At 47.3% G+C, this 17,432-nt stretch carries 20 protein-coding genes and 1 pseudogene; 7 read left to right on the plus strand and 14 right to left on the minus strand.

Annotated features, from left to right (window positions below):
* Position 1 precedes the first annotated feature (1 nt).
* The 6 genes from CPY98_RS14505 to CPY98_RS14525 are packed head-to-tail and all read right to left on the minus strand — an operon-like array spanning position 2 to position 2,636.
* On the minus strand, positions 2-346 hold the full coding sequence (locus CPY98_RS14505; RefSeq protein WP_096388206.1) for a hypothetical protein: 345 nt from the start codon (positions 344-346) through the stop codon (positions 2-4).
* Complete coding sequence (locus tag CPY98_RS20915) at positions 343-513, minus strand: hypothetical protein (RefSeq protein ID WP_172863849.1); 171 nt, start codon at positions 511-513, stop codon at positions 343-345. Before CPY98_RS20915 ends, CPY98_RS14505 begins: the two co-directional genes overlap by 4 nt.
* Positions 513-893 (minus strand): hypothetical protein, encoded by a 381-nt coding sequence (locus CPY98_RS14510; protein ID WP_096388207.1) that lies wholly within the window; start codon positions 891-893, stop codon positions 513-515. The genes CPY98_RS20915 and CPY98_RS14510 overlap by 1 nt, the downstream gene beginning before the upstream one ends.
* 2 nt (positions 894-895) lie before the next feature.
* On the minus strand, positions 896-1,135 hold the full coding sequence (locus CPY98_RS14515; protein ID WP_096388208.1) for a hypothetical protein: 240 nt from the start codon (positions 1,133-1,135) through the stop codon (positions 896-898).
* An 11-nt stretch (positions 1,136-1,146) separates the two neighbouring features.
* Positions 1,147-2,238, minus strand: coding sequence for a major capsid protein (locus tag CPY98_RS14520; RefSeq protein ID WP_096388209.1), 1,092 nt, complete (start codon positions 2,236-2,238; stop codon positions 1,147-1,149).
* Between the two features lie 11 nt (positions 2,239-2,249).
* Positions 2,250-2,636, minus strand: coding sequence for a hypothetical protein (locus CPY98_RS14525; RefSeq protein ID WP_231899470.1), 387 nt, complete (start codon positions 2,634-2,636; stop codon positions 2,250-2,252).
* Between CPY98_RS14525 and CPY98_RS14530 the strand changes: the two are divergent.
* From CPY98_RS14530 to CPY98_RS14550, 5 genes and pseudogenes are all read left to right on the plus strand, one after another.
* Positions 2,589-2,819 (plus strand): annotated as a pseudogene (locus tag CPY98_RS14530) (MT-A70 family methyltransferase); the annotation flags it as partial. The gene CPY98_RS14525 and the pseudogene CPY98_RS14530 sit on opposite strands and share 48 nt — an antisense overlap.
* Before the next feature lie 141 nt (positions 2,820-2,960).
* Entirely contained in the window at positions 2,961-3,179 is a 219-nt protein-coding gene (locus tag CPY98_RS14535) for a hypothetical protein (RefSeq protein WP_096388210.1), read from the plus strand.
* 47 nt (positions 3,180-3,226) lie between these two features.
* Positions 3,227-3,439 carry an excisionase gene (locus CPY98_RS21140; protein WP_367882898.1) on the plus strand — a complete coding sequence of 71 codons (213 nt, stop codon included), beginning with the start codon at positions 3,227-3,229 and terminating at the stop codon, positions 3,437-3,439.
* Positions 3,378-4,445 (plus strand): tyrosine-type recombinase/integrase, encoded by a 1,068-nt coding sequence (locus tag CPY98_RS14545; RefSeq protein ID WP_096388211.1) that lies wholly within the window; start codon positions 3,378-3,380, stop codon positions 4,443-4,445. Before CPY98_RS21140 ends, CPY98_RS14545 begins: the two co-directional genes overlap by 62 nt.
* Before the next feature lie 77 nt (positions 4,446-4,522).
* The gene (locus CPY98_RS14550) at positions 4,523-4,708 is read left to right on the plus strand and encodes a YpfN family protein (RefSeq protein ID WP_025797467.1); all 186 of its coding nucleotides are present in this window, start codon (positions 4,523-4,525) and stop codon (positions 4,706-4,708) included.
* A 66-nt stretch (positions 4,709-4,774) separates the two neighbouring features.
* On the opposite strand, the gene ypfH is transcribed toward CPY98_RS14550, so the two are convergent.
* From ypfH to dapA, 7 genes are all read right to left on the minus strand, one after another.
* A complete protein-coding gene (ypfH, locus tag CPY98_RS14555; protein ID WP_096388212.1) occupies positions 4,775-5,461 on the minus strand; it encodes an esterase in 687 nt (228 codons plus the stop codon).
* Positions 5,462-5,787: 326 nt separating this feature from the next.
* Positions 5,788-8,541 carry an autotransporter outer membrane beta-barrel domain-containing protein gene (locus tag CPY98_RS14560; RefSeq protein WP_043494731.1) on the minus strand — a complete coding sequence of 918 codons (2,754 nt, stop codon included), beginning with the start codon at positions 8,539-8,541 and terminating at the stop codon, positions 5,788-5,790.
* Between the two features lie 350 nt (positions 8,542-8,891).
* Positions 8,892-10,871: a tRNA(Met) cytidine acetyltransferase TmcA gene (locus CPY98_RS14565; protein WP_231899418.1), complete on the minus strand. Its 1,980-nt coding sequence runs from the start codon at positions 10,869-10,871 to the stop codon at positions 8,892-8,894.
* Positions 10,872-10,990: 119 nt separating this feature from the next.
* Positions 10,991-11,869, minus strand: coding sequence for a neutral zinc metallopeptidase (locus CPY98_RS14570; protein ID WP_043494736.1), 879 nt, complete (start codon positions 11,867-11,869; stop codon positions 10,991-10,993).
* Between the two features lie 185 nt (positions 11,870-12,054).
* A complete protein-coding gene (purC, locus tag CPY98_RS14575) occupies positions 12,055-12,768 on the minus strand; it encodes a phosphoribosylaminoimidazolesuccinocarboxamide synthase (protein WP_025797460.1) in 714 nt (237 codons plus the stop codon).
* A gap of 164 nt (positions 12,769-12,932) precedes the next feature.
* On the minus strand, positions 12,933-13,985 hold the full coding sequence (gene bamC, locus CPY98_RS14580; protein WP_040045467.1) for an outer membrane protein assembly factor BamC: 1,053 nt from the start codon (positions 13,983-13,985) through the stop codon (positions 12,933-12,935).
* 16 nt (positions 13,986-14,001) lie between these two features.
* Positions 14,002-14,883: a 4-hydroxy-tetrahydrodipicolinate synthase gene (gene dapA, locus CPY98_RS14585; protein WP_025797458.1), complete on the minus strand. Its 882-nt coding sequence runs from the start codon at positions 14,881-14,883 to the stop codon at positions 14,002-14,004.
* A 137-nt stretch (positions 14,884-15,020) separates the two neighbouring features.
* Between dapA and CPY98_RS14590 the strand changes: the two genes are divergently transcribed.
* A complete protein-coding gene (locus tag CPY98_RS14590; RefSeq protein WP_004091990.1) occupies positions 15,021-15,599 on the plus strand; it encodes a glycine cleavage system transcriptional repressor in 579 nt (192 codons plus the stop codon).
* A complete protein-coding gene (gene bcp / locus CPY98_RS14595) occupies positions 15,599-16,069 on the plus strand; it encodes a thioredoxin-dependent thiol peroxidase (protein ID WP_025797455.1) in 471 nt (156 codons plus the stop codon). The genes CPY98_RS14590 and bcp overlap by 1 nt, the downstream gene beginning before the upstream one ends.
* Positions 16,070-16,151: 82 nt before the next feature.
* Here the strand turns inward: bcp and CPY98_RS14600 are convergent, their stop codons facing one another.
* A complete protein-coding gene (locus CPY98_RS14600) occupies positions 16,152-17,216 on the minus strand; it encodes an AI-2E family transporter (RefSeq protein ID WP_025797454.1) in 1,065 nt (354 codons plus the stop codon).
* Positions 17,217-17,432: the final 216 nt, after the last annotated feature.

Genomic DNA, 17,432 nt, shown 5'->3' on the forward strand with positions numbered 1-17,432 from the left:
ATCAGACTCCGGTTATCAATGCATAATCATCAGCAACGCGATCAAATGTGTCCGCATAGCGAATGATGTGCTTAATCTCATCGGCACCGGCGTCGATAGGGTTGGCCACAGCAGAAACTCCTATCAGCAGGTAGTCGCCCTCTTTAGCTTCTGCGTACTCAGTCCAGACGGTATCTTTCACCACGAACTCGCGGCCAACATCAGCGTTACCGCGCTTAGAGTCGCCACCGTAGTCGCATGCAATAGTGATAGGTGTGGCAAATGATGGCTTATTCCACTCATCAGTTCCGAGGCTGCGCCAGATTGTGGCCTCAGCCGTATAGCTCCAGTTGGCCGTTGCTGTCATTCTCGCCACCCCACAATAGTCGGATTCTCAGCCGCAACCTTTGGGCAGTTGATCACCCAATCACCATTGCTCTTAACGTATGCCGTCACCTTTCTACCGCTGTCGGTAGTGGCCCACACAACAACGAATGGCTTAGGTAGACGCTGGTCTGCTGGTATCGATGGCATTAGCAACCTCCGACCACATCAAAAAAGCCAACAGTGCTACCGGCGGTAATCGGTAACGTGTTGGCACAGCCATTCGTATCAAGCGATGACAGAGAGCTTCTAAGCCATGATATTGCATCTTCGCCATACTCAAAGGAGCGACTAGCGCCAGAAGGCGCAGACTGAGATTTAATCTTTCTGGCACCGGATGAGGCGGACATAAGAGCGGCGGCATACATCAGGATTAGCTGCTGTGTGCAATCGTCATACCCTGCCTCATTCATGCAGTCGATGATTGAGTTAACCCGACAAAGGATCGGAGTTAATAGCGAGTCTGGGATGGAATAGCCCAACTCAGCGAGGAAGGCTTTAACATCATCAGCTGTAATTGGGTTTGCCATGGTTACTTAGCCTTTTTCGAGTTTGCTGGCTTCTCAGTCTGCTCGGTCTGCTCGGTCTGAGCATCAGCGCCCTCCGCAGGAGTTGCAACCTCAAAGGTCTGCTTCTCAAGAACTTCCACCAATCCGGACTTCTCCCATTTTTCTGCTGTTGAATTATCAACATTCACCTGTGAACCAACCGCCAATTTCTGGAGGTTGGCACCAGAGAACAGGTTATTGCTAACCACTTTAACTAGTGCCATTAGAAAGCCCTTTAGCTGTGTGCGTAGATAACGCCATGTTTCAGGTTGATGTCCTGCTTAACCATCAAGCCCATAGCGCCCCAAGTACGCCAGATATAATCTGAGTTGTAGAACGGACGTGGATCCGCAACGGTGCCGATTGCCTGACCAACAACCGGAGCAATAACACCAGCGCCCAATGGAACAATCAGGATCTGGTTCCCAGTAAGCTGAGCATCTTCTTTGATTGCCGCAATACCAGACAGTTTGAGCAATTCCTGAAGAATGGTGCCTGATTGGTAGTTATCGCTGAAGAAGCGCTCCAAGTTAGACATGATGTCACTGGATACATACCAAGTTTGCTGTGCATACATGCTGTTTGTGATTTTCAGCGTGTCGCGCAGCTTAATCGCAGCATTACGGATCTGCTCAGAAGTCGCAGTAGGAGAAGTAAAGTCAATGTTCAGGCCAGATGCGCCCAAATCAACCAGACCAACGCGATCATCATTCTTCAGGCCTTTCCATGTTTTGCCATCAAAGGTCACATAGTTACCTTCGGAGTCACGGAAGCCGTTGAACATGTAATCCACGTACTGGCGGCGAACATCCTCAACAGAACCTGTCTGAGCATCTGACAGAGAGGCCAGCGCAGAGCCTTTATTGAAGATTGGATCACGCCAATGGAACTTAAAACCAGAGTCATGCACTGGAACCATCGTTCCATCAAAGCTGTAGGCGCGGGCATCCAATGCGGCACCAATCTGACCAGACATCGAGGTATGAGCCCAACCACGGCCGCCGGTGCGAGCGTATTCGTACACGGACTCCTCCAAGCGGACAGAGCGCGACAGTGGGATCAGGTCATTCAGCAAAGTGAATTCAGTATTAGGCTCAAACTGCGCCAGAACTGTTTGGTCATAGGCACGGTATAGACGCTTAATGTCATCTACAGCATTGGCTGCATCTAAACGACCAGCATCTTCACGGATACCACGACTACGGCCAATAAAGTCTGCTGCTGCCTGTGCACCCTGCGCTCGGGCTGTCTTCAGTTCATTAAATTGAAGCTGGTTAACTTCGTAGTTGCCGGTCTCTTCACCCAGCTTTTTAGAGAATACAAACATTCAGGCTCTCCTTACTTAATCACGACACGCAGCAGATCACCCGCGGCAGTTGTGTATGCTTTGTCTTCTTCGACGAATGCGCGGATAGATTCACCGCTTGCGTGTGCTTTCACCTGCCCATTGGCAATTGAGAGCGGCTGGCCTTTTTTATACGTTCCAGCAGCGGCGCGGACGTTCAGGAACATCCCTTGCATTGGCTGGATGCCAACGACTAACTCACCAACAGGGATTGCGTCGTCGACTGTCTGGCAGCGCAGATAATCGTAATCAGCGACATAAAGGATCGCCTCTTCATTGCCATCTACTGACGCGGTGAACTTACCAGTAACGAATGCACCGATAGTGCCCGGCTTCGTGGCCGGCTGCCAGAGCGATTTAACGCAGCGATATGTCAGCATCAAACTTTCCACCGCGCTGAACATAGCGCCAAGCCACCTGAATTTCGCGATCTGCTTGTCAGCTTGCTAGGCGAAGTGCCTCGCATTGAGCTATTTGCACGTCAGCAGGCTGACGGTTGGCATTCGTGGGGTAACGAGGTCGGTTGCAATATCGAGTTCCAGCAAGGAGTGAAAGCGGCTTAATGGACTGGATTACTTTAATTGGTACGGTTGCTGGGCTCGCCTGCATTGCACGCATGATTTGGCTAAGCAATGAGATACGGAAAATATTCCTGAAAGGCATTGATAGAGGGCTTTGGTGATGATTTGGAGTTATTTCATGACATGACAGCAGAACAAGACAACGCGATCCGCAATGTGGCTCGGCGATGCAACGAAGCAATTAAATCTGCAATAAAGTCCGCGCCCAAAAAAACCAACATCGACACAATCACCCGCCCCATTCTTCTCAGCCACTACGAAACCATTAAACCTCTCGGAATTCCATTCGTTAGGTTCCTTTGGACTATTGGCGTTTTGAATGGGCAGTTTGAGGATAAATGATGCTAACACTTGAGCAATGGAACAAAACACTTCCCAAACCAAAGAATATGGAAACAATACGCCGCTGGGCTCGGAATGGTCAGATATGGCCGCCGCCAATATTTGATGGTCATCAATACTTTGTTCGCGAGGACGCAGAAAAACGCGTTAATGCTCAGCCAACAAAATCACCCGGCACTCTTCTGATGAGAATTAAAAATGGCACGGAACAGAAGTCACACTCGCCGCGATCTGCCTCCAAATCTGTACGTCAGAAATAACGGATATTACTGCTACCGAGACCCACGGACGGGTAAGGAATACGGACTTGGAAAGGTAAAGCGTGATGCAGTAAATCAGGCTATCGAGGCCAATCTTCAGCTAATGGATAGTGTATCAACTAGGCTTGTCGATAGGTTGTCAACTGAAGCGTCAATGCTCTTTCATGACTGGCTAGACCATTACTCTAAAGTTATAGACAGCCGAGGGCTAAAGCCCAAAACATTGAAAGAGTACAACGGAAAGATACGCATCTTACGAACTATCATCGATAACGTTCCAGTTGAGAGCATTACGACAAAGGACATTGCTTCCATACTGGCCTCATACTCAGCAGACGGAAAAACAACGACGGCTAAGTTAATGCGAATTGCGTTGCTAGACATTTTTAGAGAGGCAATTGCTGATGGCCACATTACCAACAACCCTGTAGAAGCGACGAGGAACCCCCGATCAGAGATTAAGAGGTCGCGCTTATCTCTTTCTGAGTACAAAGAAATCTACCACTGTTCTCTTGCCCTTCAGCCTTGGATCCCGCTTAGCATCGAATTAGCGCTAATGACGGGACAGCGAGTGAGTGATATCAGTAAGATAAAATGGAAAGATATTCGTGATGGGATGCTATGGATTGAGCAGAAAAAGACAGGGAATAAACTTGTCATTGACTTGAGCCTAACCCTCGATGCAACTGGAGTTAGCCTAAAGGATACGGTTGATCGCTGTAAGGTGCTGTTTGGCAGATTCGATAACATCATCTGTTCACAAACTGGGACTCAATTGACAACGACAACGATGGCGAGGGGATTTGCTAAAGCGAGAGAACTATCCGGCATCCAGTGGGAAAAAGAACCACCTAGTTTTCATGAATTACGAAGTCTGTCCGCAAGGCTGTATACTGAAGAGAAAGGGACGGAGTTTGCCCAACGGTTGCTAGGCCATAAGTCAGCAGTGATGACAGCAAAATATCAAGATAATCGTGGTAGTGAATGGGTTAAAGTCGCCACCTGATTATGATTTAATTTTGACTAATAATGACCTTTGCATTTTAACCAATTGATTAATAATGATTTTAAAAGGTGATAACTATGCAATGGTTAGCCGACTACTGGTGGATAATTCTACTAGTTTTGATTGGGATGGTCTGGAATGGGATGAAAGCTTTGCTCAAAGTTGACCACAAAAGTTTTTTGAGCAATAAACCTGAATTGCCTCCGCATCGTGATAATAACGCAGAATGGGACAAGGACGACGACTGGCCAAAAAAACAATAAGCCGCCGCTCTTCTCTTCATATAACAAAGGGCAACTTGCGTTGCCCTTTGTTGATCTACTAAATGATCATTTAAACGCAATCAGATCGCCGCGTTTCCCGCTTATAGCTTCATCCCAGTAGCGCTGGGGGATATATGCACGTAAACGGTCAAGCGCTAAATCCATCATATTTTGATCAATCGCATGACCAATCGTCTCGATATCCAAAGTAAAATCGGAGCCCTGCTCACGCATTTTTTCAGCCGCGTGTTGCGCATGCTCAATGGCAATCACCCGATCTTCGCTACCATGGATCATATGCACGACGGTATCGCCCAAATCTTTTTCCGGTAATGCTGCAAAGCGACCGCTAAACGACACGACCCTTCCCGCTAAATTAGGTACGGCTTTCACGGCTTCTAAAGCCATGATAGCGCCTTGCGAGAAGCCAACTAACGCAGTTGCAGCTGGATTCACATGAGCAACTCGCTGCCAATACCGCACAATATCAATAAACTGTGGCATCGCTTCATTAACGCGCTCAATGCGATTCTCTTCCGTCACACCGCTCACGGAAAACCACTGTAACCCTTGCCCACCTGGGGTCAAGTGAGGAGAGCCTATGCTGACAACCAGTGAATGTGGAAACGCTTGGGCAAAATACTCGCCAATGCTTCCCATTGAGACAGGGTTATCACCAACGCCATGAAACAGCAAAATCAGCTGCTCTGCCGGTGTTGCAGGGCTTTGGACAACATGATGTTCGTGTTTCATTAGAGACTCCTCGCTGGATAAAAAGATGTCATTCATCGACATCATCTGTTGAGGAATACTATACGCCTAAGAGTTCACAGGAAAATCGGGTTTCCCTGATGATGTTGTTCTATTTTTTTGCACAATCGTCTGATTCAACGACCAGAAAAAAATGCAAAAAAATGGCCTCACTAAAGAGGCCATTTCATTCATTGGAGTTCCCTCTGTAGCCTAAGCTACAGAGGGAGTTCATACCCGATAACTGCCCGAAATCCTTTCAGCACAAAAGTTATCACTTGGACGCTAGCAATAACCTCTGCATACAGCTATCTCCTAGTATGAATGGATTACCAGCTGTATTTCACGCCAGCGTTAAGAGCCCATGGTTGGTCAACATCGCTGCCGCCCAAGTAGCTGTAACCCGCGTAAGTGCTGAAGTTCTTAGTGAAGTTAAACTGTCCGCCTGCTCCGACGCGCACTGCAGAACCACCTTGACCGTTATCAATCTTGTCGCCATTGATTTTGCCGTGATTGCTACCAGCATCGTCATAAACGTAGGCCAGATTGAAGTACGGAGTCAGAGACTGCTCGTTCGCATAGTCAAAGCGGTAGTCAGCATTGATACCCGCTTCATAACGCATGCTGTCGTAGCTTTGATCGTTAACAGCCATGCCGTTGCTGGTACGATAACTATCGCTATCCATGAACAGGCCTGAAACGCTCGCATACGGACTCAGTTTACCTTGGGTATCAAGCGCAATGTCATAACCCAGTTTCAGACCGAAGCCCCAACCGTCGTTGCTGGTTGAACCTGAAGTATGGTCGCCGTTGCTCATATCAGCATCCAAATCGTTGCTGTAATGCGCGTAGCTCAATGATGAATCCAAGAAGATATTGTTATCAAACTTAGCTGAAGAGTAGATACGAGCAGATTGGCTATCCTGATCTACGCTACCGCTATGGTCGCTAACATCGCCTTTTGCAAAGCCTGCAGACATACCAATCAGCCAGTTTGCGTAGTTGCCGTCGATAACTTTATCAACACCAATCATAACGCCGTTGATATCCTGATCGTAGTTAACAGCGCCGCCGTCAGCGTTGACATGGCCACCGAAGTAGCTGACCCATGCACCACCAGCATCCCCCACGCTATCACGAGTCTGAGTCTGGCGACGTTCCAGAGTATCCTGCTCCATATGCCAGATATTGGCATTAGCAGAAGGAATGCTCAGCGCCATGTTAGCCGCATCAGTCAATTCACGCTGGTTCAGAACGACAGTATCGCCACGTTGCTGTGCTTCATAAGTATATGCCCCCAAATCAGCTTTGTTGCCCGCAGTGAAGGTTGCATGCGTGTCAGCATTATTGTCGTATACGCGGATAACTTCTTTATCTTTGTAATCAGCAATAGAGCCTTTGCCGGTTGCGTTATCAATACGCACGTTGTAGTTGCCGCTCACATCGCCGTTAACGGCTAAGTGACCGTCAGAGTTGATAGCCACAACACCGTGGTCATAACCCGTCGCATTTACGTCATTGGTAACATAACGCGCATTACCCATATCTGAATTCAAGACGTATTCACGGCTACCTACATTAAGAACACCGCCATCGCTTAATACCAGTTTATGAGTGTCGGTCTGGCCCAAACCTAAGTTCAGTTCACCACCGTTGGTGACAGTAATAGTATTGGCATACAGAGCCGCAGTTTCTTCAGTCAGTTTAACTTGGCTGCCGCTGTTGATGTTCAGTGAATCAGTAGCAACACCGTCGTTATAGCCAGTCGTGTCAGGGATGGTAGTCCCTGCGCTGTTGCTATCGCCGATCTGCATTGATGAACCGTTATTCAGTGTAATGCTGTCAGCCAACAGGCTCGAATTCACAACGTTAACCTGTGAACCATTATTGATGGTCAAAGTGTCAATATTGGAAGACTTACGAGTATCCCATTCAGAAGCATTATCCAGAGTTACGTTGAACAAACCGCTCTGATAAACAGATGCTGAAGTGAGATCGCCATCGGCATTGAATTCATCCGTTGGCCACAGGCTATTAGGGCTGTAGTCATACAGAGTATTAGTGCGTTCAACGTCAGACATTGCAGCACCAACCCACTTGCTGCCATTGGTTAATGTCAGGTTTAACGAATCTTGATCATCCCAGCCATTGGTGTCTTTAACGCCATCGCCATTAGAATCATGACCAACGGGATCAAAGTTATTATCAAACACGCTAGAGAACAGAACATCGCCAGTTAACGTTGAATGATCAAACGTTGCGGTGGTTTGCATAGCGTTATCAGAGTGGCTTGCAGTAACAATCAGTGCTGCGTCATCATTGCCAGCATCGTTTGTTCCAGCATAGTCACTTGGTTTGTTAGATTGACCATAAAAACCAGTATTTCCCAGTTCAGAGTACGCACCTGAAGTCACCACAGAATCTTTAACAGTTAAAGTATCTGTGAAGATTTCTGGATTATTGGTTACATCATCTGGCCAATAGTAGCCCTGCGTTAAGGTAATACCTGCAACATGAGAGTTATTCTGGATAACAACATTTGCTTCCTGATCCAGCGTAATTGCGTTGCCATACTTATATGTATCTACTACATCATGATCACGAACACCATCAGTGGTAACGTCATAATCATAATGCTCATAAGTATCATCAATTGTTGAATTATCAACGGTCAACTGCAATGTGTCTTGGTAATAATCGCGGACATAATCACCATCAGTACATTCAGAAGTCATACACTGTGACGTAATCATACCGTGGACTGTGCTGTTAGAAATATTCAGCGTGTTTGCCGTACCGTCAACACCATCATCAAGGTAGTAAGTTGAAATAACACCGTTAACGACTGATTTATTAATTACTGGGTAAATATTGCCGTTGTAGTATCCATCAGCATCGTGATCCCAACCAACATACCCGGTGTAGCCGACATGATTGCTATAAGCAATTGGATCATGAACATACGTTTCGTATGTAGTACCTGAAATATCATTTGTAGCAGCTACTGCAGCTTGCGCCGCGATAGCCATAGAGCAAGCCAATGCCAGACGCGATAAAGCCGTCTTTTTCTTCCAAGAAGACATCTGTTATTCCCTCATTATAGGCAACGTTAATCCATAACCCATCAGAGATGAATATAGTTATGAATTGTTGATACTTTTAAAATATATACTGCTATTTGAAAGTGTGTTCGCCAAGATTCAGCGGAATTAAATAATAATTAAGAGGTAAGTTTAATTCAACTAAAAAAACATTTTAAATAGATAACAAATTAAACGAACTAAAATAAAAAACCTTTCAGATTACCAGCGCCATAATATCAATTGCATTAATCATGAATTAAATAAAACAAAATCACTAAAAACAAAGAAATATAATAGAAACTCAACAGACTATATGTGACACTTAAATTATAAAAAAACAAACACAAACGCTATTTTTTGGAATGTTTTATAAAATCAGATATAAGATTCCGCAATACAGCTACCAGAGCCTTTTTACCTGAAATTTTGTATTTTTTACATAACAAATCAATGCCCATTTTTTCAGTTATAAAATCATTAAGAATGGAAATTCCTGCATTATCAGGAAATTTATCAGCACACCTAATGAGCGCATAAATAGAAACTTCAAGCGGGCGTGAAAAATATGCAAAACCGTGAAGTTCATCCCAGTCATCACTATTTAGAGATAGATCTTTTACCACCTCCAAGGGCAACTGAAGTTTGAGTTTTTGTTGGATAAAGTACCCATCGCGCCGTAAACGTAGGCGTAATTTTCCCAAAAGTGACCGCGAATGCGCATTGAAGGGCAGCATTGCCATCGCAGTATAGCAACCGCTACTTGCCTCAAGGTGGGTACCAAAACGCACGAGCTCAAAGCCACATTGATGCCAGAAATGGTAAAGCTCTGGCGTATACCCAAAACTAACAGAAACAAAGTCAAGTCCCTCTTCTCGAGCTTGTTGAATAGCAGAAACCACCAACGATTTCGCAACGCCTTGGCGTCGCCATGCTGGAAATACCGCAATTCGGCTTATTCGACGAGAACGCAATACCGCCGCCTGCCATTGACCACCGTGGGCGGCAAGAGATTGAGCAACTAAATTTCCTTTAGGCCGACGTTGACCGGCCCAAACAGCTTTAGCAAGTGATTCATCTAATCCCCCCTCATCAACAATCCACAGCGCAGCTGCAATAACATCGCCAGCAAAGCTGCCATACAAATGATTGCCGACGCCGTCCATTAAACGACGTAAATCCAGCGGCGTTGTTTTGTAGTGTGCACTGGTGAGGAACGTATAAAAATCACACATTTTATTTGGGCAAGACAGCCATTCGGACTGACTCAGCTTTTTCGATTTAAATTCAATAGCCTTTACTTGTGGCTCTTGCGGCTCTTCAAATAACAACAAAGACTTTAGCCAAGACTCAACGGGATCGCTGATTGCCCAACGCATAGGCTGTTCTAAGGAAAAGGTTCGACAAGAGGGCAGAGAAGCACAGAATTTTAGTAGAAAACCACGTCCAGTACCTTCGTACCCTTGTACGGTTGTGGTTAATAACACTTGGGGGAAAAACGCGATGAGCTCACGCAGCTGGGGAGCAGGGATCGCGGCGGCTTCATCAATCAGCAACCAATCAACATCTTCAGGCGCTTGTTGTCGGCATTGTTCTAGCAGTGCGTCTGGCGCATAGAATTCAACGCCTTCGCCTTGTTGTGACAACATTTGCGTTGCCATTTTACTTGGCCCAGTGACCCAGCATTTGCCTTTTACACGCTCAGCTAGCATACCTGCCAGCGTTGATTTTCCTCTACCACGCTCACCAATCACCGCGTTAATAGGCTGCTTATTGTTCAACAGCGCTTGCAAAATACGTGTCTGCTCGGCCGTGGGCAATCCATTTGGACGCAGCCACTCAGGGCGCAGTTTCAGCGTAGGGATTTTTTGCTCGCTATTTTGCTTCCAAATAGCAATTTCCGGCTGTTCTAGCGCCATCCGTTGAAAATGATGAACGAAATGAGGAGTGGCAATAGGTTCCGGCTGTTCGCTCCAACGCAGACTATCGAGATCTGGTTTGCTATCCCATTGTTCCCAGTCAGGAACTAAGACAATAAGCCAATGCCCTGCACTGATAGCGCCAGCCACCGCGGCTAGCGCTTCAGCGTGAAATCCTGCTGCTGCATTAAAAACCACATGCCCGAGTTCTTGCCCCAATAATCCTTTGGCAAGATGGGGAGCAATAGACCTTACCCCTTGCGGCGCGCTTTCACCAACCCACAGAACCGGTAAACACAACGTGGGCAAAATCTCTGCCATAACCTGCTGATGCCAATCAGCATCCCCGCTAACGATAAGTAAACGGCGAATACCTGCTCGCTGCATTGAGGGGATAGAAGAAGAAAGCGGCATAAGAGTCTGCGTAGTTAGCAAAGATATCAGGGGATTATACTCGAATTATTGGCATACGGCGGCGCTATCACGTTGATTCCATACCCTACACATTAATGTGCAGGGTATGAATACCTTGATCAGTTGGCTGATGCGAAGGTATTGCAGCTATTTGGATTCCCGCTGTCAAAACCGCGCTTAAACCATGTGTAGCGCTGTTCAGATGTTCCGTGAGTAAAACTGTCTGGGATCACTCGGCCTTGGCTCTGTTGTTGCAAACGGTCATCGCCAATCGCCTGAGCAGCATTCAGAGCCTCTTCCAAATCGCCCTGCTCCAGCACTTGCTGATTCTGCATGAAATGTCCCCACACGCCAGCGAAGCAGTCAGCCTGAAGTTCCATTTTCACCGAGAGGCGGTTTTGCTCAGCCTTGCTTGCCCCTTGCTGCATCTGCCGAATTTTCGGCTCAATGCCCAGCAAGTTTTGTACATGGTGCCCAACCTCATGCGCGACCACATAACCCTGAGCAAAATCACCGTCAGCACCCAGCTTATCTTTCATCTCTTGATAGAAAGAGAGATCGATATACACGGTTTTATCTGCTGGACAATAAAAAGGCCCCATTACCGACTGACCCGTGCCACACCCCGTGCGCGTAGCACCACGATAGAGCACCAGTTTAGGATCTTGATACTGTTTCCCCATTTTCTGGAACAACTGGCTCCAGGTGTCTTCAGTCGACGCCAAAATAACGGAAGTAAATTTAGCCATCTGGTTATCTTCTGGCGAATTAACCTGTTGGCTTTGGGTTTGAGTTTGACCAACGGGCGCTTCACCGTTAAGCAGCGGCGTTAAATCTACGCCGTAATATCCCGCAACCAGTACAACCACCAGCAGAATTAGTCCACCTTTACCACGCGGTACACGAAAACCACCGCCGCCTAAACCACCGGACGAACCCGTGGAATCTCCACGTCGATCTTCAACGTTGTCGCTTTCACGACGCCCTTGCCAGCGCATAGTTAAACCTCAGAAATTACATGATGCCTTAATGGTAGGAAATTGCTGGCGTGAATACCATAAAAAGGAGAAATCAGATAATGAAATACATCATTGCAGATAGAGATAGGTGGTATTTCAATTCATTGGCAGGTCATAAAAATGACAACAGAGGCTTTCACCTCTGCTGTTTTTTAGCGGCAAGCTTAATCGAGTTTGACGCCGATACGGTGCGCAACTTCTTCATAGGCTTCAATCAGGCCGCCCAAACTTTGACGGTAGCGGTCTTTATCCATCTTGTTCAGCGTTTCTTTATCCCACAGGCGGCTACCGTCTGGTGAGAACTCATCACCCAGAACAACTTGACCTTTAAATAAACCAAACTCAAGTTTGAAATCGACCAGAATCAGTCCTGCATCGCCAAAAATCTTGCTCAGCACATCGTTAACTTTGTAGCTCAGTGCTTTCATGGTGGCTAAGTTTTCTTCGCTTACCCAGCCAAAAGTACGGCAGTATGATTCATTCACCATCGGATCGTGCATAGCATCGTTTTTCAGGAACAGATCGAACAGTGGTGGATTAAGAGGCGTCCCCTCTTCAATTCCCAAGCGCTTCACCAGCGAGCCTGCGGCACGGTTGCGGATCACGCATTCAACCGGAACCATCTCCAGCTTTTTTACCAGCACTTCAGTATCAGAGAGTAAGCGCTCCATCTGAGTCGGGATCCCCGCCTCTTCCAGTTTGCTCATGATGAAATGGTTAAATTTGTTGTTAACCATGCCTTTACGATCAAACTGCTCAATGCGCTGGCCATCCAGTGCTGATGTATCATTTCGGAACTCAAGAATCAGCAAATCCGGGTTTTCAGTGGTGTACACGGTTTTTGCTTTGCCGCGATACAACTCAGCGAGCTTTTGCATTTTGCTTACTCCATAGGTTTAAGAACATAAAAAATGAAATCAGCGGCTTTAGGTCAAAGCGCATCAATTTAGGGGCATTATACGCCAGCCAAACGATTGCGCATTAAAAAAATGAAATAAAAAAGAGGCCGAAGCCCCTTTTTACATTTCTATGGTTTGTGCGATTACTGGCTAGCTTTTACTTTCGCAAACGCCGCTTGGAACACACTCACCAACGCATCGTTCTGCGACTGACTCAGTGGAGCCCCTTTGCTGTCGAGGAATTGCAGACTGGTACGGTTATCTAAATCGCCGACCTGAATCTTATAATCACCTTCTTTCAGCTCAGGGTCTTTCGCACCCAGATCGTCCCAGCTACTGCTGCTGATCGATTTGTAGGTCACGGAGATTGTACCCTGCGGACGGCTACGGTCGGTCACTTTCATGCCGATATGTTCAAGCGTTGCTGGTAAACGATCCCAAACCGCAGTGTATGGCGCACGCGCGATCAACACCGGTAAGCCCGTATCATCAGCGCCGCTCTGCACGTCAATATCACCCACCTGACGGTTGGCACGTGCGTTAGCCTGATCGGTTTGATATTTATCCAAACCGCTGACAATATCGTTCAGCACAGAAACCGCGTAACGCTGAGTCTGCGAATCCTCAGTGATCGCTGTGTCGCCCTGCTTCAAGCCTAAGGATTTAACCACAACCGCCGTTTGGTAGCCCTGTGGTTGCACAGATACCTGATAACGGCCTTGATACTGTACGTCTTCGTCGCCACGCTGGAAGTTAATCCAATCGGTCGTCAGCGTTTGTCCTGCATCGTTACGGCTGGCAATAGGATAATTTAACCCCTGTACTGCCTGCGCAACCTGAGACCACAGGCTACTTGCTCCCGGCGTGCTCTCAACCAAGACAATCGCTGCGCCATTAACAAACTGGCCACGAGAACCGTTCAGCAGAGCCAATGGCTGCGCCGGTGGTCGAATATCCAACGCTTTGCCTACGTTGCCCTGAGCTGCATTTAAACGCACATCATAAGCACCGTTTTGCACCGGCAGAATCATCCCTGCGGGCGTTTTCAATTCGGACAGCGTAGAAGCATCAAGATAAGCCTCATCGCCGCTCACCTGACGCTTATAGCGCTGATCGGTCGAACATGCAGACAGCATCATCACCAAAGAAATGCCAACGACAGTCGCTACCGCCGACTTTTGTACTAAGTAAGCCATTCAATCTCCCTAAGAGTTACAGCAAGCCGACGTGTTTAAGCGCTTGTTCTACGACAGGGCGAGCCTTATCGCTAATTGGCGTCATTGGTAAACGCATCGTGTCGGTTGCTATGAGTCCCAATACCTTACAGGCCCATTTCACCGGTATCGGGTTTGCTTCTACAAATAACTGTTGATGCAGCGCCATTAAACGCTGATTCAGCTTACGCGCTTTAGCGAAATCGCCTTCAGCAGCAAGCTTACAGAGTTCAGCCATTTCACGCGCAGCGACGTTTGCTGTGACAGAAATAACGCCCTGACCACCCAGTTGCATAAAGTCCAGAGCCGTTGCGTCATCGCCGCTTAGCAAAATAAAGCTATCGTCGTTGACCAGTTCTTGGATCTGACTAACACGACTTAAGTTCCCGGTCGCTTCTTTTACAGCAACAATATTTTTAATCTCTGCCAAACGAGCAATCGTTTCTGGCAGCATATCGCATCCCGTACGCGAAGGTACGTTATACAAAATCTGTGGTAAATCAGTATGTTCAGCGATAGCTTTAAAGTGCTGGAACAAACCTTCCTGCATTGGCTTATTGTAATACGGCGTGACCGTCAGACAACCAACGACGCCCGTATTATTGAAGCGCTCGGTCAAAGCAATCGCTTCCGTGGTAGCATTTGCTCCGGCGCCAGCAATCACAGGGATTCTGCCATCAGCAAGATCCAGCGTCTGTAGCACCACATCGACGTGCTCGTCGTGATTTAGCGTGGCAGATTCGCCGGTGGTTCCTACGGATACAATCGCAGACGTCCCGCTGGCCACATGATAATCAATCAATTTCTTCAAGCTAGCGCGATCGACCTGACCTTTGTCATCCATCGGCGTAACCAGCGCAACAATACTTCCCGTGAACATTGACAGTCCCTCCACAAACAGGTTCCTCATGGTACTTTTGAAAGCGATCGCAAAGCAAGTAAACATCTATGCGCTAACTGCTTGTCGAGGCGTTTTTTTTGTGTTTACCTTGGGACACCACCACAAAGTCAGGAAGAATGCTCTTGCCACAGCCCAATCAACACTATTTAGTCATTACAGCCTTAGGCGCAGATCGCCCCGGTATCGTCAATAACATCACCCGCCATGTAAGCAGCTGCGGGTGCAATATTGAAGATAGCCGTTTGGCAATGTTGGGCGAAGAGTTCACTTTTATCATGCTGCTATCCGGTAGCTGGAATGCCATTACCCTTATTGAATCCACTTTACCGCTTAAGGGCGTGGAGATGGATTTGCTGATCGTGATGAAACGCACAACGTGGCATGAACGCCCAACCATGCCAGCCACCGTGTGGGTGCAGGTTGAAGTCAAAGATTCCCCGCACATCATCGAACGCTTCACTGACTTATTTGATTCGCACCACATGAATATTGCCGAACTGGTTTCTAAAACCCAACTGAGCCAGGACTCGGCGGCGCCAAAATTGTATATTCAAATCACCGCACACAGCCCTGCCAGTCAGGATGCAGAAAGTATTGAGCAAGCTTTTGAGAAGCTCTGTACAGAACTCAGCGCGCAAGGCAGTATAAACGTCGTGAACTATTCCCTGCATGAAGATAAAGACGGAGAGCAGTAATGAGCCCATTGAAAGCCGGTAGCATCGCTCCTAAATTTACCCTGTTAGATCAAGATGGTGAGCAAATCAGCTTGGCCGACTTCCAAGGTCAGAAAGTTTTAGTCTATTTCTATCCAAAAGCCATGACTCCAGGCTGTACCGTTCAAGCCTGTGGACTGCGCGACAACATGGATGAATTGAAAAAACTGGGCGTAGAAGTGCTTGGTATCAGCACGGATAAACCCGAAAAACTTTCCCGCTTTGTAGAAAAAGAAGTCCTTAATTTCACCTTGCTATCTGATGAAGATCACAAAGTGTGCGAAGAGTTTGGCGTGTGGGGTGAAAAATCCTTCATGGGTAAAACCTACGACGGCATCCATCGCATCAGCTTCCTGATTGACGAAGAAGGCAAAGTTCAGCACGTATTCGACGATTTCAAAACCAGCAATCACCACGATATCGTTTTGGACTACGTCAAAAACAACGGGTAATAAACCTTTGCTTTAAAGCTTTAAAGCTTTAAAACGCCAACGCCCTGCATGCAGGGCGTTGTTTTTTCGGGAACGCTAACGACTAATCCGCTTCAGAAATAAACTCGTCAGGCCAAGCGTGGATCACCGCTTTTACCAGCGTCGCCAGTGGGATCGCAAAGAAAACGCCCCAGAATCCCCATAACCCACCAAAGATAATCACCGAAAGAATGATCACTAATGGATGCAGGTTCACCGCTTCAGAGAACAACAGCGGAACAAGCAGATTGCCATCTAACCCTTGAACAACCAGATAAGCGACAAACAACGTCCAGAAATCAGCGCCCAGCCCCCATTGGAACAGCGCCACAATAACCACCGGGATCGTCACCAACACCGCGCCGATATACGGAATCAGTACCGAGAACCCAACCAGCACGGCCAACAGCAAGGCATAGTGCAAATCCACGACCAGAAAGACCAGATAGGTCGCTACGCCCACCACTACCATTTCGAGCACTTTGCCGCGAATATAGTTCGTGATTTGCTGATTCATCTCGATCCAAACCTGTCCGGCCAATCCGCGATCGCGCGGCAGCACCCGCCGAACAGCATTCAGCATTTGCTCTTTGTCTTTGAGCAGGAAAAATACCATCAGCGGCACGAGAATAAGATAAATCGCCAGCGTAAGCAGCCCCACCAACGATGCCAGTGATAATTTCACCACCGACTCTCCCATCACCGCCAACTTGGCGCGGGTATTCTCTACCACCATATCAATAATGCCCGCATCCATCAGCGCCGGATAGCGTCTTGGCAGCGTTGCCGCGAATTCATAAAAACGGGTCACCATTTTCGGCATATCGGCCAACAGGTTGAATCCCTGCTGCCAAACCGCGGGTGCAATGACGAAAACGGACAGTAGAGTAATACCGCCAAATACAATCAGCACGGCAACCACGGCCCATACGCGTGAAAAACCAATCAGCTGAAGTTTATGCGTTGGCCATTCCAACAAATAGGCGAGAACAATCGCCACCAGCAACGGGGCTAAGATCCCATTAAAAAAATAAATGATACAAAAGCCGACGAGCAGGATAGTCAGTAATGCTATTGCCTGTGGATCGGTAAAGCGTCGTCGATACCACTGCATTAACATATCAAGCATGCGGGTCACTCCTTAAGCTGCACAAGCGTACAGTTTTTATCCTTGAAAAGAGCTGGCAAAAAGCCAATAACGTAAAATGATGATTTTGCTGTCATGGCGGCGTGGAGTCGATCCTACTATGATGGCAGAATGAGTGTAATAGAGAGTGGCGTAGTTAAGAAGAACTCTTACAGGCCTTTGCTGTCAAAAATGCCATTGTGGATAACCAAGCCATGC

The organism is Hafnia sp. CBA7124, from assembly GCF_002355555.1.
Lineage (GTDB): Bacteria > Pseudomonadota > Gammaproteobacteria > Enterobacterales > Enterobacteriaceae > Hafnia > Hafnia alvei.